The 25,844-nt window shown below is 55.7% G+C and carries 23 protein-coding genes; 10 read left to right on the forward strand and 13 right to left on the reverse strand.

Annotated elements, in window-relative coordinates; all coding sequences use genetic code 11:
- Positions 1 to 39 precede the first annotated feature (39 nt).
- Positions 40 to 1,380 carry a FlgO family outer membrane protein gene (locus BW950_RS11580; RefSeq protein ID WP_143559227.1) on the reverse strand — a complete coding sequence of 447 codons (1,341 nt, stop codon included), beginning with the start codon at positions 1,378 to 1,380 and terminating at the stop codon, positions 40 to 42.
- Between the two features lie 217 nt (positions 1,381 to 1,597).
- Between BW950_RS11580 and BW950_RS11585 the strand changes: the two genes are divergently transcribed.
- Positions 1,598 to 2,002 carry a pyridoxamine 5'-phosphate oxidase family protein gene (locus tag BW950_RS11585; RefSeq protein WP_076489461.1) on the forward strand — a complete coding sequence of 135 codons (405 nt, stop codon included), beginning with the start codon at positions 1,598 to 1,600 and terminating at the stop codon, positions 2,000 to 2,002.
- A gap of 49 nt (positions 2,003 to 2,051) precedes the next feature.
- Here BW950_RS11585 and BW950_RS11590 read toward each other — a convergent pair whose 3' ends face one another.
- Genes BW950_RS11590 through BW950_RS11600 form a run of 3 tightly spaced genes read right to left on the reverse strand, consistent with a single transcriptional unit; the run spans position 2,052 to position 5,565 of the window.
- The gene (locus tag BW950_RS11590; RefSeq protein ID WP_076489462.1) at positions 2,052 to 3,464 is read right to left on the reverse strand and encodes a PAS domain S-box protein; all 1,413 of its coding nucleotides are present in this window, start codon (positions 3,462 to 3,464) and stop codon (positions 2,052 to 2,054) included.
- A 33-nt stretch (positions 3,465 to 3,497) separates the two neighbouring features.
- Positions 3,498 to 3,944 carry a response regulator gene (locus tag BW950_RS11595; RefSeq protein ID WP_076489463.1) on the reverse strand — a complete coding sequence of 149 codons (447 nt, stop codon included), beginning with the start codon at positions 3,942 to 3,944 and terminating at the stop codon, positions 3,498 to 3,500.
- Between the two features lie 19 nt (positions 3,945 to 3,963).
- Positions 3,964 to 5,565, reverse strand: a complete 1,602-nt coding sequence (locus tag BW950_RS11600; protein ID WP_076489464.1) for a sensor histidine kinase — start codon at positions 5,563 to 5,565, stop codon at positions 3,964 to 3,966.
- A gap of 154 nt (positions 5,566 to 5,719) precedes the next feature.
- On the opposite strand from BW950_RS11600, the gene BW950_RS11605 reads away from it, so the two are divergent.
- Positions 5,720 to 6,223: a GNAT family N-acetyltransferase gene (locus tag BW950_RS11605; RefSeq protein WP_076489465.1), complete on the forward strand. Its 504-nt coding sequence runs from the start codon at positions 5,720 to 5,722 to the stop codon at positions 6,221 to 6,223.
- A 19-nt stretch (positions 6,224 to 6,242) separates the two neighbouring features.
- Here BW950_RS11605 and BW950_RS11610 read toward each other — a convergent pair whose 3' ends face one another.
- Positions 6,243 to 6,584: an ArsR/SmtB family transcription factor gene (locus tag BW950_RS11610; protein WP_076489466.1), complete on the reverse strand. Its 342-nt coding sequence runs from the start codon at positions 6,582 to 6,584 to the stop codon at positions 6,243 to 6,245.
- 116 nt (positions 6,585 to 6,700) lie between these two features.
- Entirely contained in the window at positions 6,701 to 7,081 is a 381-nt protein-coding gene (locus tag BW950_RS11615) for a plastocyanin/azurin family copper-binding protein (RefSeq protein WP_076489467.1), read from the reverse strand.
- A 279-nt stretch (positions 7,082 to 7,360) separates the two neighbouring features.
- Between BW950_RS11615 and BW950_RS15395 the strand changes: the two genes are divergently transcribed.
- Positions 7,361 to 9,271, forward strand: coding sequence for a methyl-accepting chemotaxis protein (locus BW950_RS15395; RefSeq protein ID WP_076489468.1), 1,911 nt, complete (start codon positions 7,361 to 7,363; stop codon positions 9,269 to 9,271).
- Between the two features lie 31 nt (positions 9,272 to 9,302).
- On the opposite strand, the gene BW950_RS11625 is transcribed toward BW950_RS15395, so the two are convergent.
- Both BW950_RS11625 and BW950_RS11630 read right to left on the reverse strand, forming a co-directional pair.
- Positions 9,303 to 9,953 carry a vWA domain-containing protein gene (locus BW950_RS11625; protein WP_076489469.1) on the reverse strand — a complete coding sequence of 217 codons (651 nt, stop codon included), beginning with the start codon at positions 9,951 to 9,953 and terminating at the stop codon, positions 9,303 to 9,305.
- On the reverse strand, positions 9,950 to 11,038 hold the full coding sequence (locus BW950_RS11630; protein ID WP_234969102.1) for an OmpA family protein: 1,089 nt from the start codon (positions 11,036 to 11,038) through the stop codon (positions 9,950 to 9,952). Before BW950_RS11630 ends, BW950_RS11625 begins: the two co-directional genes overlap by 4 nt.
- 294 nt (positions 11,039 to 11,332) lie before the next feature.
- On the opposite strand from BW950_RS11630, the gene BW950_RS15145 reads away from it, so the two are divergent.
- Together BW950_RS15145 and BW950_RS11640 are read left to right on the forward strand one after the other, a co-directional pair.
- The gene (locus tag BW950_RS15145; protein ID WP_159438792.1) at positions 11,333 to 11,887 is read left to right on the forward strand and encodes a hypothetical protein; all 555 of its coding nucleotides are present in this window, start codon (positions 11,333 to 11,335) and stop codon (positions 11,885 to 11,887) included.
- Between the two features lie 82 nt (positions 11,888 to 11,969).
- Positions 11,970 to 13,217 (forward strand): MFS transporter, encoded by a 1,248-nt coding sequence (locus BW950_RS11640; protein ID WP_076489472.1) that lies wholly within the window; start codon positions 11,970 to 11,972, stop codon positions 13,215 to 13,217.
- On the opposite strand, the gene BW950_RS11645 is transcribed toward BW950_RS11640, so the two are convergent.
- The gene (locus BW950_RS11645; RefSeq protein ID WP_076489473.1) at positions 13,174 to 13,728 is read right to left on the reverse strand and encodes a cyclic nucleotide-binding domain-containing protein; all 555 of its coding nucleotides are present in this window, start codon (positions 13,726 to 13,728) and stop codon (positions 13,174 to 13,176) included. The genes BW950_RS11640 and BW950_RS11645 overlap by 44 nt on opposite strands.
- Positions 13,729 to 13,783: 55 nt before the next feature.
- Between BW950_RS11645 and BW950_RS15150 the strand changes: the two genes are divergently transcribed.
- Positions 13,784 to 14,260 (forward strand): hypothetical protein, encoded by a 477-nt coding sequence (locus tag BW950_RS15150; RefSeq protein ID WP_159438793.1) that lies wholly within the window; start codon positions 13,784 to 13,786, stop codon positions 14,258 to 14,260.
- Between the two features lie 52 nt (positions 14,261 to 14,312).
- Here the strand turns inward: BW950_RS15150 and BW950_RS11655 are convergent, their stop codons facing one another.
- The 4 genes from BW950_RS11655 to BW950_RS11670 form a co-directional block, all read right to left on the reverse strand.
- Positions 14,313 to 15,470, reverse strand: a complete 1,158-nt coding sequence (locus BW950_RS11655) for a helix-turn-helix transcriptional regulator (protein WP_076489475.1) — start codon at positions 15,468 to 15,470, stop codon at positions 14,313 to 14,315.
- A gap of 84 nt (positions 15,471 to 15,554) precedes the next feature.
- The gene (locus tag BW950_RS11660; protein ID WP_076489476.1) at positions 15,555 to 17,117 is read right to left on the reverse strand and encodes a beta-N-acetylhexosaminidase; all 1,563 of its coding nucleotides are present in this window, start codon (positions 17,115 to 17,117) and stop codon (positions 15,555 to 15,557) included.
- Positions 17,117 to 18,466, reverse strand: a complete 1,350-nt coding sequence (locus tag BW950_RS11665; RefSeq protein WP_076489477.1) for a GH1 family beta-glucosidase — start codon at positions 18,464 to 18,466, stop codon at positions 17,117 to 17,119. Before BW950_RS11665 ends, BW950_RS11660 begins: the two co-directional genes overlap by 1 nt.
- 46 nt (positions 18,467 to 18,512) lie before the next feature.
- Entirely contained in the window at positions 18,513 to 21,131 is a 2,619-nt protein-coding gene (locus BW950_RS11670; protein ID WP_076489478.1) for a beta-mannosidase, read from the reverse strand.
- Positions 21,132 to 21,253: 122 nt separating this feature from the next.
- Here BW950_RS11670 and BW950_RS11675 point away from each other — a divergent pair, with 122 nt between their 5' ends.
- The 4 genes from BW950_RS11675 (at position 21,254) to BW950_RS11690 (ending at position 25,628) form a co-directional block, all read left to right on the forward strand.
- Entirely contained in the window at positions 21,254 to 22,444 is a 1,191-nt protein-coding gene (locus tag BW950_RS11675; protein WP_143559229.1) for an ROK family transcriptional regulator, read from the forward strand.
- 53 nt (positions 22,445 to 22,497) lie between these two features.
- The gene (locus tag BW950_RS11680) at positions 22,498 to 23,805 is read left to right on the forward strand and encodes an ABC transporter substrate-binding protein (protein ID WP_076489480.1); all 1,308 of its coding nucleotides are present in this window, start codon (positions 22,498 to 22,500) and stop codon (positions 23,803 to 23,805) included.
- Positions 23,806 to 23,879: 74 nt separating this feature from the next.
- On the forward strand, positions 23,880 to 24,767 hold the full coding sequence (locus BW950_RS11685; RefSeq protein WP_076489481.1) for a carbohydrate ABC transporter permease: 888 nt from the start codon (positions 23,880 to 23,882) through the stop codon (positions 24,765 to 24,767).
- 9 nt (positions 24,768 to 24,776) lie between these two features.
- Positions 24,777 to 25,628, forward strand: a complete 852-nt coding sequence (locus BW950_RS11690) for a carbohydrate ABC transporter permease (RefSeq protein WP_076489482.1) — start codon at positions 24,777 to 24,779, stop codon at positions 25,626 to 25,628.
- The last annotated feature ends 216 nt before the right edge of the window (positions 25,629 to 25,844 follow it).

The raw sequence follows: 25,844 nt of genomic DNA on the forward strand, positions 1-25,844 counted from the left end.
AACGCCCCCTGGAGCAGGGGCGCAAAGACACAATCGAGATCACCGGTAGATTCGTCCGAAATGCGGCTCGCCTGTAACCGTGGCCAGGGCACTGACCTCCTGCCGGGGAATCATCATGGAGATGGAGAAATGCGCCTGGCCCAGCCATATTCCTGAAAAATGTGGAGCTTTCAAGCTCCCCCCAAGCGTCGCGAAACTGCGCCGCCTTCCCAGTGCTGCAGAACCGGAAGAAGAAGAAATGTGAAACCAGGAAGAAGGATCCCACCGGGAAAAATTCTGCTCCCCCAAGCGAGGAGAATAGATCGGAAAAGATCCCTCCACGTGGTTTGAATCCACACGCCACAGCACCTCCCCCGAGGCATCCTTCAGGGTGATACGCACAAACCCATGGTAGCTTTCCTCGGGGAGGAGAAACGGTTCCTGGAACTGCAGATGGAAGAGCTCGGGCATGCCTTGGCTAAAACCACCTCTCCTGATAAATCGTTCATAGGAAGCCCTGCTTTCGGGGGTCAGATAGGGGTTTACTTCCAGAAAATCTTCGAGGACCGGCCGGAAATCTTCACGAAGGACAACCTCTCCCTCTACTTGAACTTCAAACAGCTCGGCGTCCCGGGATTCGATCTTCACATCCTTGACCTCCACCCGATAGGCCTGGGCAACCGCGTAGAGGGCAAAGCTTCGAGAGAGGTTTCTGAAATAGAGTTGCCTTCGCAGTTCTTCGTCTGCCGCCTCAACACTGGCCAGTCCATCCACCACCAGACCGGAAGCAGACGAGCCCGAAGGGGTCGCCGCACGATCCTGGATCAGCTGCCTGGCTGGAGTAAAAAGCGGATTTTCTGCCAGAAGCGCCTCAAGCTCCTTTCGTGCGTCTGCGTTCTCACCTTCCTCGAACATCGCTTCCGCCCGGTAGAAACGTCGAATAGACGATGTGTCAGGGTCGTAATCCGGTGCTGCCAGGTTTTCTCTTCGCAGAGGTATTCCGGCGAAGCTTGTAAACTCATAGAAAAGCCGTTCCTGCAACTGATGGATCGATGTCTCGGGACCAACAACGCGAAAGGCCCGAACAATCTCGGCCGTCTCCACGTTAAGAAGGCGCGCGTTCACCGTCATGATGCCCTGGTATAGCGAGTAGTCACCCGAAAGGAGGTAATCAGCCTCCAGAAACCGGCCTAATTGTGTCGTCTCTTCTGTGAGACCCGAGAGAAGTGCAAACTCCTGCTCTTGCAACACCTCCCGCACCACGCTACGCGAGGTAACGGTTATGTGATCCAACCGGGAAATCTGGGAGATCAGAAAATCTGTAATTGACCGGGAGCGCCAATCGGGACCGGACAAGGGCGGATCATCTTCCCGGGTGTTCAGATCAGTGAAGTAGCTCACCGCCAAGACCCCCGATATCGAAGGGTGCTCCGCCGAAGGTTCTCTAACCTCATCTGCCGGGGGAACACTACTGCACCCGGCAAAGAGCAAACCGGCGACACAAAGAGACCACACACAAAGACGGAAAGGAGATCCCACCATTCCTGAATATTCCGACGCATCCATAATAATCTCCCCTTCGGTTTTCTTATCAGCTTCCTCGGTGTAATATGGTACCATGTCACGAGATAAAGTACGAGAGATCGTTCAAAGCGCTGGCTACTGCCAGATGGCCACCTCAGTGGATGGGCAGCCCCGGGTGCGTCCCATGAAGTTCGTTATCACCGATGATTTCAAATTCTGGTGCTCCACCTTTGTTATCAGCGGGAAAATGAAAGAGTTCGAGCAGAACGCCCAGGTTGAGCTCTGCTGGGTGGATCAGCAGAAGAATCACCTCCGGGTTACAGGTTCTGTCGATGTCTCAAGCGGGCCTGAAAAAAAACGGGAGCTCCTGCGTCTCCACCCCGGTGCAAAGGGACTTTTCAAGGATGAGTACGATCCAAACCTGGTCCTTGTGGAAGTGACCCCAAGCCGGGTTCGCTGGAAAGAACACTCCTTTGGAGAGTACCACGAGGTCGAGTAGTGATTCGGGGCACCCCTCGGCTCCACGCTGATGGGACCACGATGTTCTGTCAGGGGCCGCAGTCCACAGTGACTGTGGTCCCTCCATCGCTACGCATTGAGATGGTTGCCCCCAGCTGTTTTGCCAGCATCCTGACAAGAGAAAGCCCGAATCCCCCTTGATCACCTCCATCGCTCTCCCCGGCGAACCCGATTCCATCATCGGCAATAACCAGGCAGGCGCCCCCCTCACCATCGCGGACTGTCACGCGAACGAACCCGCCCGGTCTGCCCTGAAAGGCGTATTTGAAGACGTTTGTTACCAACTCGTTAATTATTATGCCAAAAGAAACCACCCGCTCTGGTGGCATCCTGAAATCGGCAATGTCTTTCTCGATCGTAATGAGCTTGTCAGTTTTAAATACATCGACCAGTGATTCAAGGAGACTCTCCACATACTCTTTAACGGACACGCTCTGGTGGTCATCGGTGAGGAGCAGTTTCTGGTAGAGAATATGCATGCTCTCGACCCGTGAGACCGCTTCTTGCAACGCTCCTTGCGCCTCAGGGTGAACACAAAGGCCTGCCTGGAGCAACAGGAGATGCTCAATCGTGGCAATATTGTTCTTTACCCGATGATGAACCTCTTTCAAAAGCAACTCTTTCTCGTTCAGCTGTCTCTGGACCTCTTCCTCCGCCCTTCGTTGTTCAGTTATATCCCTCGAAACCCCCACAAAATAGAGAACCGAGCCATCGTCGGCACAGACAGGGGTGATCCGCCCCTCGTGCCAACGCCACGTTCCGTCGTGGTGGAGAGATCGGTATTTCGGACCACCCATGGTTTTGCGGGCAGCCAGAACCTTCTCGGTATATTCGTGAAAAAGAGCTTGGTCATCGGGATGGATGAAGGACAAAAACTCTTTTCCGGCTATAGAGCCGGGGTCGCCGCCCACAACATTCTTCCACGAGGGGGATACATAGGAGACGATGCCGTTTAACTGCAATACCCAGATAAGATCGCCGGAATGGTTCACAAGAAACCGGAACCTCTCTTCGCTCTCCTTCAGTCGAGCCTCCGCTGCCTCGACAGCCCGCTTGTTCTCTATCACCTTGAACAAACGGCCCACCGCCAGAGGAAGAGAATCAAGGAAATCGATATACTTTATCAGGTAGTCCGCAGCCCCCAGCTTCATCATCTCCACGGCGAACCGTTCATCACCCTGGCCGGTCATTACAATAAAGGGCACAACGATGTCTCTCTCGAGGAGAGCGATAATCACCTCCTTGCCAGTCATATCGGGGAGACTCTGATCAAGCAGGACCGCAACGGGTGAGGAGGAAGCAATTCGCTCCAGCGCTTCCCTGCCCGAGGAAACACCCTCAGCGAGATACCCGGCCTTCTCGAGAACCCTGATGATCAATTCGCGGAGCCCATGATCATCCTCAACGACCAGGAGGGTGTTCTCAGGTCTTTTTTGCTGCATTTCCGGCCTACCCTCCATTACCCTGCGCCCTCATTACCCCATCCCGTTAATCTGGGGAATCTGCACCACCGAGAGAAACAACCCCAACTGACGAATTGCATGGACAAATCCTTCGTATTCCACAGGTTTGGTAATATAACTGCTACACCCCAGGTCGTGACAACGTTCAACCTCCCGAGGGTCATCGGTCGTAGTGATCATCATCACCGGAATCTTCCGCAACTCCTGGTCGGCCTTGATACGCTCCAGCACCTCCGCGCCATCGAGTTTCGGCATTCGAATATCCAGGAGCAACACGTAGGCCTCTCCCGATATTCTTCGGGGGCCATCACCCCGGGAAAAGAGAAAATCAATGATCTCCTGACCATCGACAAAGTGGATGATGCGGTTCACGATTCCCGCCCGGGCAAGATTTTTCCTGATCAGGTCAGCATGGCCTTCATCATCCTCGGCGATAAGTATCACCACTTCATGTTTCATGACTGGTCCTCCGCTTGTTTCACTCAATCTCATAGGGAATCCTCCCCCCAGGCATCCCGCAGGCAGGAAGAGAGACAATGAAGGTGCTTCCGACACCGGGAACAGATTCAACGGAAATCTTCCCGTCCAGACGGAACAGAATCTGTCGCACAGCGGTTAAGCCGATCCCCTCTCCTTGGCTATCACGAGGATCGAGCCTGTGAAATAACTCGAACACTTTCTCCTGGTGGTTTTCGGAAATCCCGATCCCGTTATCCCTCACCCGGTATATCGACCGGCCGTGCTCCAGGCAACCGCTCACCGAGACGTCTCCCGACCGTTCCGGGTCAAGATACTTCAAGGCATTATCGATCAGATTCGAGAAGATCTGCGCTAATTGCGTGGCGTCACCGAGACACGGAGGAAGGTCTTCCACACGGAAACAGGCGCCCAGTTCTCCAAGACGGAAAGAGAAGGAAGAAGCCAGTTCCTTCATCAATGTGTTCATATCAACCGGATCTATCTGAAGTGCTGCACGGCCCAAACGGGAGAGCTTCAACAGCCCTTTTAATAATCGATCCATCTGAACTGTACTGGTTCGTATGCGCTGGATCGAGATGGCCATTTCGGCAAGCTCTCTTCGCAAGGTGGCGACAGCGCCTTCGTCCGGCTGAATTTCCCCGTCGAGGATCGACCCCAGCTCCTGCAAGGAATACTCCAGCTCCCGGCTGAAGCCGTCTACGTTCACCAGGGGCGAACGGAGATCATGGGAGGCCACGTACACCAGTTGCTCCAGCTCCCTGTTCTTCGCCTCAAGATTTCTCTCGCTGGTACGAATTACCTCTTCGGCAACTTTGCGATCGGTAATGTCAGTTATAAATCCTTCCAGGGCGATAACCTCACCGTTGTCAGCGTAGATACCGCACCCCTGCTCCCAGACCCATTTGGGCAGGCCTTCTTTTGTTGTGATCGGATACTCCGTAACCAGGCGGGTTCGATCCGCCAGAGCCCGTTCCCATGCTGCCTGGATAAAATCACGATAGTCCGGATGAATCACATCGTTGTAGGAGCAAACCCGATTATCCAGCAGATCCTCTGCCGCGTAGCCCGTCAGACCCAGGCACCCTTCGCTGAGAAATTCCATGGTCCAGTACCGATCATTCCGGCAACGGTAGGCAATTCCGGGCAAGTTCGCCATCAACAAGGCCAGCCGACGCTCACTCTCGCGGAGATCTCTTTCCGCAGATTCGCGAGTCCGGGCAGTTTTGAAATGATCCTCAGCCGCACCGATTGAAGCGTCCAGCACAGCACCTGGTGCATCGTGGGGGATATACCCTCCAGGCGTGATAGCCCAGGTTCTTCTGATAGCCCCGGATTGCCCGGGATCGTAGACAAAAAGAACTGGCCCGGCACTGCAATTCTGAAGTTCCTGTAGATGGGTTGATTCCGCAGCAGAGACTAAGCCAAGGCCCACCAATACCGCGCCGATGCAGTCCCCTTGCTCACGCACAGTCTGCACGGCACCTGAGAGCGTGTTCTGATGCTGCACCCCATAGCCGCCGCACTCCAGCGATTCCCCCAGTTGCTGTACAACCGCAACCCGGTCCTCCACAAGGAGCACATCTTTTTTTTGCGATTCCATCGCACGTCCTCTCCTGCCCCCCCCCCGGAATTTAATTGTAGTTCACTGCAGATGGCCAAACAAGTTTTCCATCACTATTCAACTATTCCTGATTGCCTTCTCTTGATGCTGTCCCAAACGTAGTATAATGCGGAGAAGGAGGATCACATCTCTCATGATCATTCGCGAGGAAACGGAAGAAGACATCATAGCGGTCAGAGCCATCCACGAGGCAGCCTTCGGTTCACCGGCAGAGGCTGAGCTGGTAGACACCCTGCGTAGCCAGGTTCGTCCCATCATCTCGATGGTAGCAGTGGAAGGAGCCCTGGTTGTGGGGCATATTTTTTTCTCCCCCGTTACCCTGAACTCCCTGCAGAATCTCAAGCTGATGGGCCTTGCGCCTATGGCAGTTATGCCGGGGCATCAGCGTGGGGGCGTCGGGTCGGCCCTGGTAGTACGCGGACTGGAGGAGTGCGCGAATCGGGGCGTTGGAGCGGTAACAGTCCTGGGACACCCTGCATACTATCCCCGATTTGGCTTCCTGCCCTCTGTGCGGTTTGGAATCAGGTCGGAATATCCGGTTCCTGAAGAGGTGTTCATGATCAAGGAGCTGATCCCCAACTACCTCCATGACCACCGGGGCACGATCAACTATCATGAGGCCTTCGGGGACGTCTAGCGACACAGAAAAACGCGGACTAGCCTCTATCCAGAAGAGATTCAAGAAGGCGGTTTTCACGGGCTTGCTTTGCCAGAACCACCTTTTCCAGACCCGTCATGAACTCGCCGATACAATCACATCCCAGAGAGTAATAGACGGTCGTACCTTCTTTCCTGTCCGTAAGGATCCCGGCATGCTTCAAAAGAGAAAGATGTCGGGAAATTGTAGACGCATCAACTCCTACCTGAAGCGAAAGATCCTGAACACAATGCTGTCCCGTGCGGTGAATCAGATCTACAATGTATATACGGGTTGGGTGGGCCATTGCCTTGAGGACACCAGCCCGCACCTCGGCACGCAAAAGATCCGATCTTTCCATAATACATGCAAAGATAGCCAATAAAGCACAAGCGGTCAATTGCGCGCACGCATGCCTGCGGTTTTCCCGTGTATCACCGGTCACATGATTTCAGGTCCCTAAAACCCGGAGTCTTTCTAGTCTTTCACAACCAGACGCCCGTACATTCCCGCCTGGCGATGGCCGGGAACCGAGCAATAGAACACAAAGGTTCCCGCCTGATCGGCAACAAACTCTACCGTCTCGGAACGACCTGCGCTCAGCATCCGTGTAGCAGCGCCTTCAAACTCGTCCACCCTCCAGTCGTGGCGACCGCCACCGTTCCGGTAAGTTACCCGAACCCGATCCCCCCGGTTCACCCGGATCTCCGCCACATCATAGGCCATGCCCCGGCTGGATATCTCGATCTCTTTCACCCCGCTCTGATCGGTCAGATCCAGGGTTCGTGCAAAAAGGGGATTTCCCATGAGGACCAGCAACCCTGACACTACGATTCCCGTATATATTGCTCTTTTCATGGGTTGAAGGTATCTATTAATTAGCTTTTCCGTCAACAATTTATTTACAGACCGATGGCTGCCGGTCACCATCCCCATCTGTGCAGACTCCCGACGATCCTCATCAGATTATTCCGCCTCTGCGCCCTGCCCCGCCAGGGCGCAGATCTTTCCCCCAACAAATAAAGTTTTCCTCAATCATTTGACAACGCTCCGGCAAAGCACAAAACTTTTTACAGGAAGTTCTCACCGGCCCGCGCCGGAACACCGCCCCCCTGGGCAAGGAGGTCCGTCTTGAAGATGTCCATCAAAATGAAGCTGGCCCTGATGATGGTTGGTTTGCTTACCCTGGTAATTGTTGCCGTCACTACGGCGGTTTATATCAATTACTCCCGCCAGCTCAACCAGCAACTCGCCGTAGAAACCCAGGCCAAGATGGATGCGGCCACAGCCCGGGTGGACGCCTGGCACGCCGTGAACGCCCAGACAATTAAATCTGTCCGAAACGAAGCACGCCACCGCATAAACGAGATTGACGAGCTTCTGCCATCCCTCATTGCTGGCGTCGATGACAACCCCGACCTCTCGGCCATGTATTTCTGCGATATAGAGCCCTTCTATCAGGGAGGAATCTGGATAGAGAGCGGAGGCTGGGTTCCCCCCGATGATTACGACCAGTACACACGAGCCTGGTTTGTCAACGCCCTGAAACAGTCTGAACCGATCCTTACCGAACCGTACCTGGACATGATCACCGACAGTCTGGTGGTGAGCGTGGCCGGCCGCATCGAAGAGGGCCGGGGAGAGATGCTGGGAGTGATCGGCCTGGACGTGCTTCTCACCACCGTGGAAGAAATCGTCCGGAATCTTCGAATCACCCAAAACAGCCGCTCCTTCCTGCTGGATGGCGAAGGATTGTATATCACAGCCGATCAGGAAGAGGATATCCTCACAGCAAACTATTTCGAACGGACCCAACGGCAGCCCATGCTGAGAGAACTGCGAAACGCCTCGTTCAGTTTTAATATCGATCGTCGCACCGGCACCTACGCCGCAGCTCACCGGTCGGAGGGAACAGGATGGATCGTTGTATCCCAGGGGCCGCTGTCAGACATCTACGGTGTGCTCTACCAGTTTTTACGAAACCTCTTCCTTGTTGCCCTGGTGGTTCTCCTGGCAGGAGCCGGTGCGGTTTACCTCCTGGCAGTGAACTTCACAAAACCCATTCTGGCAATGAACCAGATCGCCGAAGAACTGGCTTCGGGAAATCTGGACATCACCGTGGACGAAGGGGCCACCCGGCGGGGTGATGAGATCGGAATCCTTGCCCGCTCCCTGAACCAGACCATAACAAAGCTGATCAGCGTTGTCTCCGATATCCAGGAATCCTCTGCGCTGGTTGCCTCCAGCTCAAGTGAACAGGCCGAGGGCGCAGAACAGGTCTCTCTGGGAATCCAGGAGGTCTCAAAATCCAGTCAGCAGCTCTCTTCGGGGGCTACCGAGCAGGCAGCCAGCGCCGAAGAGGTTTCAGCCAGCGTAGAGGAGATGAGCGCCAACATCCGCCAGAACGCCGATAATGCAATGAGCACCGAGAGCATTGCCGTGAAGGGAGCCCAGACCACCCAGGAAGGGGCCGCTGCAGTTCGACAGACTGTGGAGGCCATGCAACAGATCACCGAGAAGATAACGATCATCGAGGACATAGCGCGCCAGACAAACCTGCTCTCCCTCAACGCGAGCATAGAAGCCGCACGAGCGGGAGTTCATGGCAAGGGATTCGCCGTTGTGGCCAGCGAGGTGGGCAAGCTGGCCGAACACAGCCGTGCCGCAGCCAGCGAGATATCGGAGCTTTCCAAAAATAGCGTTGCCGTAGCGCAGAAAGCGGGATCAACCCTGGACACCATGGTACCGGAGATCCAGAAAACGGCCGAGCTTATTCAGGAGATAAGCGCAGCCACCCGCGAGCAGGATACGGGGGTGCAGCAGATCAGTCAGGCGATCAACCAGCTCGATTCGGTGATCCAGAACAATGCGGCGATTTCCGAGGAGTTCAACGCCACCAGCGAAAAGATATCCGAGCAATCCAGTGCAATAGCAACAACAGCAAAAGAACTGGCCCTCCAGGCCCAGCGAATCACCGAAACGGTGGCCTTCTTTCGGGTCGCCGGCACAAAGAAGCCCCCGGCCGCAATGCTGGAACCTCCAAAATAACGACAGACAGCCCCCTGCTTCTGCTCTCGCCTCACGGCGAGAGCAGTTCATCAATGGCTTCCCTGATCACCTCCGATACCTCTTCGTTGCCAGCAACAAAGAGGGAGACGCCCCTGCCCAGCTCCGCCAGGCGATCAAGATCGCCCATCTGCGAATCACTAACAGCCAGGCCAATCGTGGATGTTCGCACACCCCGAGCGTAGGCATCGCGAACCAGCGGCTCCGAAATGGCCGAATCCACATCACCGTCACAGAGCAGAATGAGGATGTTCCAGAATCCGGGAGAGCGATTTCGGCTCAACTCGGAATATCCCGCCACGAGCCCCGCAGAAACGGTTGTTCCACCGCCGGCCGTTATTGTGCTAATCCTTTCAATCACCTCGTCCCGACGCCCGGAAGAAATCCTGCGGGCCTCGGCTACCACCGTTGCGTCATTATCAAACGTAACCACAGCGAGGATATCCTGAGAATCCAGACCTCCTACCAGTTCAACGGCCGCACTCTTCGCATTCTCCATTCGGCTATCAGGTCCTTGTCCCATGCTTCCGCTGCGGTCTATCACAAAGGCCACATTCAACCGTCGGGTTTCAACATAAAAAGGATACCGGGCAACCTCGCACCCCGGAAAAAACATTCCCGAGAGGAGAGCCGTCACCAGGACCATTCCCACAGGACACCTCATTGAGACCTCCCTTCGGAGTGAGAACCGTCAGGAGGAGACAGAATGAGTTCCACCCTTCTGTTCTTCCATTGCTCCCGGGAGTCCCCGAAAGGCACCACAGGTTCCTGTGCCCCTTTTCCAACCGTCTGCATTCTGGCCCGATCAATTCCCAAATCCACGAGAGCATCCCGTACCGCATCAGCCCGTGCCTGGGAAAGGGGAAGCAAGACCTGTTGCTGTTCCAGAGGACCTCGGAGGGGATCATCCCAGTGAACAAAACTGGTGTGCCCCTCTATCAGCACGGTGTAACCCGGGTACTGCCGAAGATCCCGGTAGAGCCGGCGCAGGATCTTCCTGTTTTCCCCGGACCGTTCGTTTTCCGGCCCCAGCAACACCGCCTGATTTGGCGGAAAAAAAAGATCCGTCACGGTGATAAAGGCCTGCTCCTGCGATACTCTCACGGGAGGGACCTTCACACGAAAACCCGCCAGAAAGCGGTAGACGCCGCCTCCCACAGCAGGAAGTCCCAGTCCGGCGTGAAACGCCACCCCATTGCCAGGAGCATCTATTACCACCTGGGGAAGAACTTCGACCATATACCCACGCTCCATCCAGAGAGTTGCCCGATTCTGAACAACCCAGGTAACACGCCCCTGCCCAAAGGACCGATGCCACAGCACCGGCGCGACGTTCAGAAAGATCCGGTTTTTGTATCCCTCGGTGTCAGGAAAATGGTCCCGCCCAAGGGTGCGCGCGTAGGAAATTGTTCCCATAACAAGCCGCTCCTGGTGGAACACAGAGAGGTTCTGCTGGCCGCTGACACCGCAGTAGAGGTCCCACCCCGGATCACCGTAAGGAGAGATCACACTGGCCACATTGGGCACGTTTCCCTGATAGGGTTTCCACCGCAGATCATCCCTGTGATAAATGAATCCTCCATAAGCCATCACTTCCGGCTTCTCTGGACGTTGACCCGTGACCCGTCCTTCCAGAGCAGCTATGGTGCCCAGATAAAAGTCATCATCCCGGTAGTTCACAGCCACAACCCGTGCCATAAACTCCAGGCTGTCTGCCAGCCCATAAGCAAACTGGGTTCTGTTGGCCACCAGAGGAATCTCACCGGTTTCGATTGAAGAGGTTTGGAGAAGGCTGCCGGTCTTTCTCCCGGCCATCACGGGAGAAGGAGAATCGACCAAAAAGAGACTCTGAGCCCAAGCCCCTCCGACAAAACAGGGCGCGAAGTGAAAAATCAGGAGAAACAGGGCAACAGGCGACAAAAAAAGCACAATCAACTATAGAATTCACAGCTATGAAATTTCCACCTCTTTGGGATTTCTCACATCTTTCTGCATGATTCTTGGTATAATAATTCTGTAATAAAAAAACCTACAGGAGATCAGGTGCTACGAAAGATACTCACCGGGATGATCCTCTTTTGCTCGGCCCTGAACCTGCAGGCGAACGAAGGGGATACACGCTATCTGGCGGGACTCCTCTCGTTTCACCAGGAAGGTTATGCAGAAATTTCCACCTATGCCTTTGGCGGCGTCCTGGGAATAACCAGACCCTTCTCCCGCCGGACCTGGGCAGGATGGCGGGCAGAAACGGGATACCGTCAACACTCGTCGTTGCAGGCAACCGAGGGAAACTGGATAAGCAGTCTGCATGGATCGATAGGCTTGGAGGCAACCGTTCCGATCCCGCGATTTCAGCACATCCTTCGCCCTCATCTTGCTGCGGGAAATCTTCTGCACCACATCGCACAGCCCGTCGATACCGAAGATGATCGCCTGAAAGATGAATGGTATCTTGACAGATTCCTGGAGCTGGGACTTGAGCTGTCCCTGCGTATCGATGACGATCCCGGGTCTTCCTCTGTTTTTATTGCTCCACGGCTGTGGATATTCGCCCAGGGAGGGTTCGCCATACCTGTCCTTGTCGGTCTGCGTCGCTAGAACACCGACATTACCTGAAGGCAATTCTTCCCCCTGCGAGGCATCTACGCATCGCCGATCCTTTTCGTTATACTGCCCCGGCATGTCAACTAAAATACTCTCTCGGGGCACCAGGCCTTACCAGGGCTACCGGATTGTTGCCGCCAGTTTTGTCGTTCAGGGAACCATCGTAGGGGCAATCTTTACCTACGGCCTCTTCCTGGAAGCGCTCCAAAGCGATCTGGGCTGGTCCCGGGCAGTTATCTCCGCCGGGTCATCTCTGGCTTCTCTCATGATGGGAATATGCGCGATGATCTTCGGCGGGCTCACCGACAAGATCGGGCCTCGCCGCATCCTCGCGCTTGCCAGCGTCGCAATTTCCCTGGGATTTGTCCTCATGTCACGGGTCACGGCTCCCTGGCAATTACTCGTGGTCTACCCCATTTGCATTGGCCTGGCCTTTGGCAGCCATGATGTGGTCACCCTTTCCACCGTCTCCCGGTGGTTCGAGCGGCGCCGGGGAATCATGTCAGCCATCGTGAAAACCGGGACCGGAGTTGGCCAGGTAATCGGCCCGGCCGCCGTGGCAATCCTGATTACAACCTTCGGGTGGCGCACCGCCTACCTTTGGATCGCCGCAGTAACGGGTCCGCTGGTGTTCTGTGCATCGCGCCTTCTGCACCGCTCCCCTGAGGATTCCGGTGTTCCCCATGGGGATAGGTTGCTCCAGAACCAAAACACCCACAGCACCCTCCATGAGCCTGCTCCCATCGAAGGAATCCCGGCGCTCATGAAAAACCCCCAGTTCCGGAGAGTCTGTATTGCACAAGCAGCGGTGTTCTTCTGCACCCCCGTAATTATTGTTCACATAGTACCGTACGCCATCGACATGGGGATCGAGAGAACCCTGGCAGCGGGAATACTTTCTGTTATCGGGGCTATCAGCATCGCCGGGCGCCTCGTTATGGGAACAATCATCGACCGACTGGGTGGGAAACGGGCGCTATTGTATTGCTACGCCGTCCTGGCCACAGCTTTCGTGTTTCTTCAGTTTACCTCCACAGCTCCCAGGCTTTATCTTTTTGCCTTGATCTACGGGTTCGGCCACGGAGGGCTCTTCACCTGCGTCTCTCCCCTGATTGCAGAGCTCTTCGGCACGCGATCCCACGGTCAGCTCTATGGCACCACGGTCTTTGCGGGAACCCTGGCGGGATCCCTGGGACCAACCGTGGCAGGAGGGATCTTTGATCTGCTGGGAACCTATCGCCCGGCTTTTCTGTTGCTGATCTTTCTGGTGGCCATGGCAGCTATTGCTGTGGCGTCAATCCAACCGCGCCGGCAGCAGGAATAAGCGACTCGATCAGCTGGTCCACCTCGGCTTGCCCGCCGTCGTCGCGGCGTTCAAAGGCCAGCTCCAGATTGACCTCGCGAAGTTTCATCATCAGATTATGAACGATCATGAAGAGAACCTTCATGCCGGAACGGGGATCATCCTGGAGGACCTTCAGAAAGGCCGTGCGTTCAAAGCACATAAGTCGCACCGTATCCTGAGCCAGTACAGTGGCGATGCGGGGCATGTTGGAGAAAATAGCAGCCTCCCCCACGACCTGCCCCGCCCCAAGGGTAGCTACGTAGGCGTCACCTCCCTCCTGATGAACCATAACCGAACAGGCACCGGAGAGAATCACATAGACATCCTGCTCCACGGCGTGCTCACGGATCAGAATCTCCTGTGGATCGTATTCCACAAAGCGGGAGCACTCTATCAATTTTTCTATTGCCTCATCGGGAAGGTGCCGGAAGAGGCGAGCCTTTTTCAGCTGGGGCAAGAGAGTATCTTTTTTTACGCGTATTTCTTTCATATCAGGCTCAAGTATAAACCACAGAGAAGGAGGTTTCCAAGAAAACTTGATTTTTGTGAAAAAAAACCGATCACTGAATCCAATGAGGAGCCCCCTTCTTTCCCGGTTTGCTGCAACAACCCTGGTAGTGCTCGGCCTGATCATACCCCTGTCCGGCCCGCACGCTTCGGGTCGCATAGCGATCCATCCTGCCCCCGACCCATTCACCCTGAACAGCCGCGATGCAGTCCAGGCAATCTGGATGATTCGTCGAAGTCAACTCCTGATTCTGGCCCTGCCCGGCAAAGAGCGGGAAATCATCTATCTTGAAGATCCCCTGGAAGTGGAAGCGCGTTACGCTGGAGAAGACCCGGCCCCTCCTGGCAGAGAGCATGCCCGGCGATACCAGCTGTATCTGTTGGGTTCACCTCTGGATTGGGAGAATACCTTTATCCGCTACCGGGGAGAGATGGTGAATCTTCAGACGCTTTTCACCTACCGGAACCAGAAACTTCCCCCGGGACTTCGTCTGCGCCTCCCTGAAACTCCCTAACCACCAGAACTGGTATGAAAACACGGCCACACCGTCCCGGTTTTTCCCGTCTCTACAGTCCCGTGCGGTGACGCTCACTTTCCGAAAGATAAACCGAGGGAGATGTACCAAAACGCTCTTTGAAGACCCGGTTGAAAGTACTCTTTGAGGGAAACCCCGATTCGATAGCCAGAGAGAGAATGGTGCGCCCCTGGAGGCCACCCTCCTGGACTCGGGCAATAAACTCGTTCAGACGATACCGATGGATGAGTTGCGTGTAGTTTTCGGAGTACCTCTCATGAATGACCGCAGACAAAATCCTGGGTTGCACATTCAGGCACCGGGCAAGCCTGTCCAGAGTAAGAGACGTATCCCGGTATATCCCCTGCTCCAGCACCTCCCGAAGTTTTTCCCCGATCTCCCTCGCATCATCCTGGTCGGGACAGGCCCCGTCACGTGGCGCCCGTCCGGTTCTTTCTTTGGCCCCAGTCAAAGAAAGAACATCGGGAGCGATCAAAAGAAAGAGTGAAAACCCATAGACAGAACCCATCATTACTGCGGCGGGAATAATAAAGGGAGAAGCCAGATTTTGTCCTGCACTTGATTCTCCTGGAAACACAAAGGCCGTGATCAGGAAGGCTCCCATCGAGAGGATCGGGGCCACCACGACGCAACGAGCCCAGACGATTCTCCGTCTCATGACCGGAGACATTTTCTCGCTGGACGCTCTGTCACGGCCAGTCTGAAAAAAGACAAGTCGCACCGAAAGGATTCCGTAGACCCCCCCCAGAAGAATCTTTCCCGCATGCCGCAGGGGCATCCAAAGAGGCACCTGGGGCGAAAAAAGCCTGGCAACAAACTCCTGGTACTCGCCAGGGGACAGAGAAACAAGGAATCCCGTGAGGAGGAGGGTCTCCAGAAACCAGGGCAACCCATGAAGCCACCAGCGTCCGGGCACGCCCTCCCCCTCAGGAAGAATCAGCTCGCGCACGTACCACCAGACAAGAAACCCGTAGAGAAGTGGCACGGGACCAACTATCGCAAAAACCCAGGGGTGTTCCAGAAGAGTTGCAGGTGTCCAGGCCGGAATGGTCCCCAGGCGCAGGGAAAACCCCAAAAGGAATATCCCGAAGGGGAGGTTTTCTCTGCTTCGGTAGCGGACCCCCACCAGAAGAAGCAGTAACAATCCCTGAAAAGCGCCCATGAGAGCAACCACGACAAGAAGCGGCATCGCTCCCAGTATACGCGAATCAGGGCTCCCCCGTAAGGGCCTTTGTCCCGACCGGCCACCCCAGCCTCAGCGCCCCAGCCAGAGCTACCCCGAGAAGGGGCCTGGGTAGACGTTGACGCCGCAGGAGAAGAGAAGCTGCCTCACCGCTTCGAGACGCTTCTGGAAATCTTCATCCCAGCGGGTCGTCCCGGGAACACCTCTCCAGAGCCCCTGACTCGTCGCCGCCAGCCTGACCACCGCCATATACTCGGCCTGGCGATGCGAGGGGATACCCTCGGTCCAAAGCTGAGCTTGTCCCCCCAGAATTTTCTGGCTGGAGCAGGAGTTCGCCACACCCAGATAGGAGAAGGGTTCAAAGGAGGCACTTTCCTGTACCGTGGCAGTGCCAAGCCGCCCCGCTTCCAGGGGAGAATCCAGGTGACTGTGGTCAAGATAGACTCGCCTTGTCTGAGGCGCCAGGACGATCTGGTATCCCCGTTCCAGGGCAGCCTGGGCAAACTCCGGCTCCCGCCAGTTCACCACGATAGTCTCCCGGGGCAGATCCAGGCGAGACGCCTCGTCCCAGACCAGGGGGCGTTTGCCTGCGGCCAGAACCCTCTCGGTCATCGATCGAACCAGCACCTGGTAGAGATCGTCCACCTCAATCCCCCGCCGGGATGCCTCGGCACGGCAACCAGGACAGTCGTGCCACGCCCTGGTCATCACCTCATCACCTCCAACATGCACATACGGTCCCTGGAAGAGGTCGCTCATCTCGCCAAAAACAGTCTCGATAAATCGTCCCGTTTCTGCTTTGGCAGGACAGAGGACAGACTCAAAAATGCCCCACCTCGTCTCTACCCCCGGAGCAACACCGGAACACCCCAGCTCGGGATAGGCCGTAATCGCCGCCGAGGCATGGCCGGGCAGATCAATCTCGGGAACCACCGTGATTCCCCGAAGTGAGGCTGCTGTGTCCAGTTCCCGAAGCTCCTGTCGGGAATAAAACCCTCCATACCGCTTCTCATCGCTGGTTCCATCATCACGCCAGGCCCCGAGCTCGAGAAGTTTGGGATACCCCTCCAGGGGCACACGCCAACCCTGATCGTCGGTGAGATGCAACTGAAACCGACTGAACCGGAGCAACCAGAGAAGGTCCAGAAAGCGATAGAGCGACTCCATGGGGAAGAAGTGGCGAGCCAGATCGAACATGAAACCACGCCAGGCGTGTGCAGGCCAGTCCTCGATCACCACCGGGGGAAGCCGGAACTCCGCCCCTTCCCGAAATCGATACCGGCAGTGCAGGAGCGCCTGAAAGAGAGTGGCAAGCCCCGCCGCGATTCCGGACCTGTCCTGTCCGGTAATTGTGATCCCCCTGGCGTCCACTTTCAGGAGATATCCCCCGGAGTGTGCGCTGGTACAGTCCGTCCCCGAAAGGACCACCACGTGGGCCCGGGACTGGTCCTGACACAGATCCCAGGGAATATCGGATTTGGTCCGCAGACGCTCTACCGATTCCATCGCCGCCAGAGCAGTAGCCCGGCCCGTCTCGTCGCTGCACCAGAGGCGCAACACCGGAGGAAGGAGAAACCCCTCGGACACACCCTGGCTCGCACTATCAACCCGCTGAGGCTCCGGGAGAAGATCATCCCATATCGGCCTGTTCATCACAGTTCCTCCGAGCCGCTGATCACTTCCCGAAGGTAGTAGTAACTATCCTTCGGGACTCTCCGCTGGTTGATGTAATCGGCATAGATAATACCAAACCGTTTGGTGTAGCCCAGGGCCCACTCGAAATTGTCGATCAGGCTCCAGACAAAGTAGCCCCGCAGATCGACCCCTTCCTCCAGAGCGTCCAGGGCCGCCGAGAAGTGGTCGCGCAAATACTGAACACGTCGGGGGTCCTTGCAACGAAGGCCATCATCACTGAGAGAATCATCCATGGCGCAGCCGTTTTCGGTGATATAGAGCGGGCACTCTCCCCGGGTTTCCCGGGCAACCCACGCAAGTTGCCGATATAATCCCCGAGGGGTAATGGGCCAACCCATCGCGGTGGTCTCGTGATAGCCAGGAGCAATACGGAATCCTTCGGGATGCTCGGGATCAAAAGCCATGACAGGTTCGAAATAGTAGTTCAATCCCAGAAAATCCAGCTTTCCGGCGATGAGATCCATATCGCCATCCTTCACCTCCGGGGGCGTCTCTCCGGGATACGCCTCAAAATGCCGTTCTGGATACCCCCGCCCAAAGAGGGGATCAAAGTACATCCGGGTCCTGAGGTCCATGGCCCGATCAGCAGCAAGAACATCCTGGGGATCCTGCGTGGCAGGCCGGGGAGTATCAATGTTCAGGGTTATACCGATGGGATTCTCCGAAAGATTGCTCTGCTCCCGGTACGCCTGGAGAGCCAGACCGTGCCCCAGAAGCAGATGGTGAGAAGCAGCCCAGGCTGCGGAGAGGTCTTTTCGGCCTGGCGCGTGAACGCCCTCATGATACCCCAGGACAGCGCTGCACCAGGGTTCGTTCAGGGTAATCCAGAGATCGACATGGCTGCCAAGTTCGGTAAAGCAGGCCTGCGCGTATTCGGCGAAGCGATACGCCGTATCGCGATGCGGCCACCCTCCGGCATCCTCCAGGGGTTGGGGAAGATCCCAATGATAGAGCGTTGCAGCAGCGGCGATCCCCCGCTGGTGCAAGGCATCGCACAGCCTTTTATAATAATCAAACCCTCGGGAGTTGAAATCTCCTCTGCCCAGCGGTTGGATTCGGGGCCAGGCCAGAGAGAACCGGTAGGATCCGACGCCCAGGTCCTTCATAAGCCCGGCATCTTCGTGGTAGCGATGGTATTGATCAACCGAGACATCTCCGGTGTGACCGTGAAGCACTGCGCCGGGAGTACGGGAGAAGGTATCCCAGATACTTTGCCCCCGGCCATCCTCCCGGGCCGCACCCTCAACCTGATAGCTTGCCGCAGCAACTCCCCAAAGAAAATCCGATGGAAAATGTCGTCTAGCCATTGTACCCTTCCTTCATCTTATTTATGAGAACCAGTCCGGTTGTGATCTACCGGCCTTGAGATGTCTCTGCTTTTACCTGGGCCGAATCGGGTCGACCGTGACAGGCCGATGCCAGATGCCGAACCCGGACCAGCCGGGTCGGGTCCTCAAGATTGTGCTCCCCCGAAGCCCTCCGAAATGACTCTTCCTCGGGAAAGGTTACCCTGAACGATCGAGTTTCCCCGGGAAGAAGAAGAAATCCGGCATCTCCGGCCCGCCAGGGTGTATCTCCAAAATCAGGAAAGACCCAGAAAGCTGGAGCGGCATCACATGAAAGCTCCCAGACGAAGCCGGACCCTTCCCCCGATGGCGGAGCCACCTGCGACCGCACCTCCAGTACCGGAGGGAGAAGCTCGCACCGTTTCGGTTCCGTCAGGAAGGTCCAGTCCCGCTCCACCCGTTGAGATCCTTCCCACTGGGCAACCAGGAAACCCTGGTGAGGAGCGAACCCCATATCCTTCACGTCGTATCGGGCAACCTCGGCAACAGAATCGGGGGGTACCTGGACTGTCCGCATCTCCTCCCGAAGGGTATGGCCCTGCCAGTCCAAAAACCGCATCAGCACTTTTCCTTCCAGAGGGATGGAATCATCGTTGGCACACCAGACCTCGGCCGCGTCCTGATGAACCTGGCAGATCAGGGTGGAGGGTGCAAAGAACCGCCGCGCCTCATGATGGAGCATCTTCCACCGTCCGTCGTATTCAATACTGGACCAGGAGACAACGGGCCACAGGTCATTCAGCTGCCAGAAGAGCGCCCCCATGGACTGGGGACGACGGCTTCGCCAGAAGGAGACGGCGTTTTTGATCGCCCAGGCCTGTTGCACCTGACTCAGATAGATAAAATCCTGAAAATCGAAGGGAACCCGAAAATAACGTGTCATCGTCTCGGAAACAACGGCATTTCCCCTGGGACTTCTCTGGTGATGTTCCAGATCGGGCGCTGTGGGGTTCCACTGATCGGGCGGGGCAAACCGGGCGATTCCCGATAGAGAAGGAAAAGACTGAAAGCCGAACTCCGAGCAGAACCGTGGCACCACCTTGTAGTAGGCGCTGAAGGGAGCCCCTTCGTGCCAGACGCTCCAATAGTGCATGTCTCCGCAGCTGTCATCGTGCCAGTTGTCAGAGAAGTTTCCCTCCCCGGCAGCGGGCGAACTGGGCCAGAAGATACGGCTCTCATCAAGACTGCGGACCACTTTGGCGATCACCCCCGTATTGAGCCGGTCATAATCGATCACATAGCGTTCCCGGTTTTCACGGGATTCAGGAAACCATCCCAGGGCGCCCACGTTCTCGTTATTTCCGCACCACAGGGCGATCGAGGGATGACTGGCGAGTCTCCTGACCTGGGCCGACACCTCCTGGCGCACCTCTTCAAGAAACCACTCTTCGGACGGATAGAGAGAACAGGAAAACATGAAATCCTGCCATACCAGGATTCCCAGTTCGTCGCAGAGATCATAAAAACAATCCTGCTCGTACTGTCCTCCACCCCAAAGACGAATCATGTTCATGTGAGCAGCCCGGGCATCCTCCAGGAGCTGGCGATATCGTTTGTAGCTCTGCCGGGCCGGAAGAGCATCCAGGGGAATCCAGTTTGCCCCTTTTGCCCAGATATCCCGGCCGTTCACGCGAAAGAAAAAACTTACCCCCCACTGATCCGGCTTGTTTACCACTTCTATGGTGCGAAAGGCCGTGGTCAGTTCCCGATAGCCCCCCTCGGTATCCAGCTGCAACCGGTACAATGGCTGGTCGCCGTATCCCGAGGGCCACCAAAGTCGGGGATCGTCCACAACCAGGTCTACCTCCAGACGAGTCCGGCGAGGATGAAGGCCAGAGGCCGAACTGGCGCACCTTCCCTCCTCTCTTTGAGAGGCCTTCCTGACCTGATCGGTCTCGGCCACTACCACTCCTTCCTGATCCAGAAGTCGAGCCTTTACGGCAGGAATCCGCCCGAACATCTCCTCTCCGGGAATATCCTGATAATCGCCCTCAATGAAAACCTTTAGTCGCCAGCGATCACCCGATTCCTTGAGAGGTATCCCCCAGGCAGCACAGAGCGACCACTCGGGTTCACGGGAAATCCCGATCGAGCCATAGACACCCGAGGTCATCAAACAAGGCCCCCAGTCCCAGCCGCTGTGACACTGGACTTTGCGAAGAAGATTCCGATGCGGCGATTGCACGGGATACGCCGTATGGGGGACTGTATAGGGAAGAATCTCTGCCCGGCGACGGGACTCCTCTTCAGGACTTTTCAGGACCAGCCGTATCCGGTTTACACCTTGCCGGAGAAGATCCCCGGCCTCGACCCGCAGGGGGACAAACATGTTCGATCCGCTCCAGAGAAGTTCCCCGTTCAGATACATCTCGGCGGCGGTGTCCACGGAGTCAGCGAAAAAAATCCATCTCTCCCCCGGCTCATACCGTTCCAGGGAGAATTCCCGCTCCAACACCCAGTCTTCTCTGCCTGGCCATTGCAGATCCAGCTCGTTTTGAGCCCAATAGGGGTCAGAAATTATCCCTTCGTCCAGAAGGGCGGTATAAACATCACCGGGAACATTCATGGAAAGCCGGTGCTCTCCTGAAAGATCGCGCAGTTGCCAAAGCCCGGAAAGATCGATCATATCTCTACTCCTTCACAAAGAGTGCTCAATTTCTCTCGCCACACAAATTTTCCTTGACATAACCCTGGTACCATGGAACACTGAAGTTGGTTTTAAAACCAACCAAATGGAGTGTAGCACAGGTGGCATCAGCAAGCAAGCGAAATCGAATCATGAACCGGGCTCACATCCTGCGGGCAATCTGGAGAACCCCCAGGATAAGCCGGATTCAGGCAGCAGCCCTTCTGGGGCTGGATAAATCCACCGTTTCTCTGGTGGTGAACGAGCTTCTGGATCAGGGCCTCCTTGTAGAGGTAGCCCAGGGAGAGGCCTCCCGCCAGGGGGGACGAAAACCTGTCCTGTTGCAGATAAACCCGAATTTCGGAGCAGTTCTGGGAATGGAACTCCAGCCCGGTTTTTTTCGCGCTGCCCTGTGCGATCTCCACGGCCAGGTGCTCAAGAACTGGACGGTGGAACGATGTCGCAGGAAGGAGTCTTTCTCGGAATATCTTCTGGAGATCATCGAAAGCCTTCTGGCCGACACCGGGGAGTACCGCCCTCAGATCATGGGCGTGGGTGTCGCCATGGGTGGCCTCGTAAACTCCATAAAGAATGTAATTGCCGGTTCCATCCCCCTGAATCTGGAATCCTACGATTTCCAGCACGAAATATCCGATCGTTGCGAGATTCCGGTGATAGCCGAGAACGATGCCAACGCCTGCGCCTGGGGAGAGCTTGCCTTTCATCGAACCACCGGCATGCACGACTTTCTCTACGTTTTTGTTCAGATGAGGTCCGACGATCAAGCGCTACTGGATTACGGAGGGATCGGTGTCGGAATCGGTGTCGTTATCAACGGCACCCTCTATCCCGGAGCAAATTTTACCACCGGAGAGTTTCGCAGCGCTTTTTGGGATCACCAGGGATCGGGCCAGTTTTCCCTCACAAACCAGGAGGCGGCCCAGGTAACAGAGGACCCGGCCCTGCGGGAACGTTTTTTCCGCGAGTTGGCCCGAAACGTGGCGGTGATCGTCAATGTGATGAATCTGGATAATCTCTTTGTGGGCGGCGATGTCCTGAAATACCAGCAGGAGCTGGACCCCATTCTTCATGAAGAGATCCAGCGAAACTGGCCCTATGACACCCCGGTGCAGTGTCAGATCTCTTTTTCCTCCTTTGGGGAGAACGCCGTGGTCTACGGAGCGGCCGGTATGATCCTGGACAGAATCTTTTCGGACCAGATCTTTCCCTTGGGAGATATCCGCAACCGTCACGGCCGTGCAGAGGTACTAAGCAAGTTTACCGAGGCCATTCTTGGCCTCGGAGAACGATAAAAGCCCCTCGGGGCAAAATCGGGACCATGAAAGGTCCCCTAGGGAGGTTTCAGATGATTTTTTTCAGACGATTGATGGTTGCAGCCCTGGCTGTAACGGTCTCGGCGGGAGTGGTCTTTGCCGGCGGAGGGCAGGAAAAGGAAGACGACGGAACCGTAAAACTCGAGATTTTCCATTATCTTGACCTGGCCGATAACACGGAGACAGAGAACTTCCATGCCGTGGTCCGGGCCTTTCAGGAAAAACACCCCGAGATCAGACTCGAGTTTGATTATCTCTTCGACGAAGCCTTTCATAACAAGCTTCAGGCTATGGCCGTTGCCCGACAACTGCCGGACGTGATGTTTCTCTGGCCCGACAAACGCACCGGCCACGTCACCGGATCCGGCCTGATCAAGGATTTGCGTCCCTGGATCGAACCGGTACGCGACCAGTTTGCTCCGGCGGCCCTGGTTCCCCAGGGACCGAACGGAGAGATCTGGGAACTGCCCGAGCAGATTACCACCACTCACGTGATGTACACCAACGACCGCCTTCTGGAGGAACTGGGCCTTTCCTTTCCGGAGACCCTGGAAGAGCTGATCGCCCAGGGTGAGGTGATTCGTGCTGCGGGGTACACTCCCATCGCCATGGATAACGGTGGTGGTTGGCAGATGCAGAGCACCCTCCTGAGCACTCTGGTTGAGCGGACCGGCGGAAGAGCGTGGCTTGAACGTGCTGCGGCCGGCCGGGGAGCAGCCTTCACAGATTCCCAGTTTGTACGGGCTCTGGAAGTTATACAGCGTCTGTTCCAGGAGGAAATGTTCTCACCGGGCCTTAACCAGGCGGAATACGGTCAGGCCATGACCGACTTTGTGAACGACCGGGCTGTCTACTTCATTGACGGAGGATGGCGCACAAGAAACCTGGCCACGGAACTCACACCAGAGCAGCAGAAAACAACGTCCTACAATGTATTCCCCCGACTCTCCAACGAGCAGGGAGCGCCCGGAGCCACATCGATCGTCCCGGGAACGGGTCACGGCATGAATGCCAATCTCTCCGGTGAGAAGGCTGATGCTGCCTGGACCTGGATCTACTTCTTTGCCGGACCCGAAGGATCCCGGATTAAGGCAGAGCAGGGATGGGTTCCCGCTGTCGTGGGCATTCTCGACGACAACGCCCCTCTGATGACACGAAAACTGGCCGATTTTCTCGCCGTTACTCCCGGGGGCTATGTGATTGACTCCATTATGGACGCTGAAGGAATGTCAATTCTTCAACCAGCCCTTCAGGAAATGATGTTCGGTGCAATTTCTCCCGAAGAGGCGGCCCGGCGCTACGAGAACTGGGTAGCCGCTAACGATTCGAGCCGGCGCTGATCCAACAGGCTGACACTTTCCTGCCCGCAGGCTTCGAGCCGGCGGGCAGGATTTTCACAGGGAGATCTTATTAGATGACAAGCAAGACAGAAAAACGCTGGAGCTATGCTATTCTGGTGGGACCAGCGGTCTTAATTTACGCCACGGTGATCCTTTTCCCGATCATCTTCAGTTTTTCTCTCAGTTTCACCCGCTGGAGCGGTTTTGGAACTCCCGAATGGATCGGCCTGGGGAACTATACCCGCATGATGGTGGACCCGGTGTTCCGCATAGGATTGAGGAACAACCTCCTGATCGTGGTGGTCTCCGTTTTCGGGCAAATCCCCTTTGGTTTTATTCTCGCCTATATTGTCTATCGCAAAATAGTAGGGGGACATCAGTTTTTTGAGACCATGATTTTTCTTCCGATCACCGTTTCGGCGATCGTCGTTGCAAAGTTGTGGAATCAGATTTTTTCCCCCGCCGGTGTGGTTACCCAGTTAGTCCGCATTGTGCAAGATAACCCGCGGTACGTCTTTTCCATCTTTGAGAATCGGGACTTTGCCATTGTTCCCATTTTAGGTGTCATTCTTTGGTATTACACAGGAATATATATGGTCATTTTTCTGGCAAATTTGAACAAGATATCTCCCGATGTGATCGAGGCCTCCGTAATGGACGGTGCCAAGGAACACCAGATATTATTCCGAGTGATTCTGCCTCAAATGACGAATATCGTCTTTACCACCGCCGTTTTTGCAATCGCCGGAAGCCTGAAGAGTTTCGACCTCGTCTTTGCCATGACGGGTGGCGGTCCGGCCCATTACACCGAGGTAATAGCAATCTACATGTATTTTAATACCTTCCGTTATTACAACTACGGCTACGGCAGCGCCATATCAATAATGATCGTCTTTCTGAGTCTTGGAATGATTTCTGTCCTCATGACGATCTCTCGCAGATTCGAACGGAAGTACGAATAAGGAGCACCCATGAGCAGCACATCCTTGACACGACAGAAAGATCTGGTCGCCTGGAGGGTTTTCTCCTACATTTTCATGGTGGCCTTCACGATCCTTACGGTGGCGCCCCTGGTATGGCTTTTTTACAGCTCCCTGAAACCGCACCCTGAAATTGTACGGAATATCTTTGCGCTCCCCCGAAGCATTCACACCGCAAACTATACCGTGGCCTGGGAACGAGGCCGACTGGGAATACTGATCGCAAACAGCGTCTTCTACGCCGTCACCGCGACAACGATAACAGTGATCCTGGCTCTTTCAGCCGGATACGGGCTTGCCAAATTTCAGTACCGGATCTCATCGCTTATCTATACCTTCTTTATCATGGGATTACTGGTCACGGCGCACTCCGTTCTGGTTCCTCTCTTTGTAATGGAAACGCGCATGGGAATCGCCGATACACGACTGGGAGTGCTGTTGCCCTACGTGGGATTTGGGCTGCCCTTTATGATCTATCTGGCGACTTCCTATATCCGGGGCATTCCGGGGGCCGTGGAAGAGTCTGCCCGCATCGACGGGGCGTCCTATCTGCAGATTTTCTGGCACGTTATCCGCCCCATTTCTGCTCCAGTGGTGGCCACCATGACGATTTTTGCGTTTTTGGCAAACTGGAACGAGTTTGTCTTTGTCTTTGTTCTCACGAGCCGACAATCCCTGCGAAGTCTGCCCGTGGGGGTCAACGCCTTTGCCGGGGGGATGTCCCGTGACTACGGGTTGCTCTTTGCAGCTCTGGTGATAGCAACAATCCCTATGATCGTTTTTTATATCTTCTTTCACGAACATCTGAAAAGAGGTTTTGCAGCAGGAGCGGTCAAGGAATAGGCCTCTCTTCGAGGGGGTGACACACCGGGGAGAAGGTCTCTCCGGTGTGTTGCGCCGGCCTGGCATGTCTGGCCTGGCATGTCTGGCCTGGCAGACGTGTCTGGCGTGATTGGCCTGTCTGCGGTGTTTGTCAACAAAGAAGTCACCTGAATTACGCCGCTCTTTGATGGATCAGGCGCCTGGTTTCCTGTGATGGGTTCAGGAATACCACTCGCC

Source organism: Alkalispirochaeta americana (assembly GCF_900156105.1).
Classification (GTDB): Bacteria; Spirochaetota; Spirochaetia; order DSM-27196; family Alkalispirochaetaceae; genus Alkalispirochaeta; species Alkalispirochaeta americana.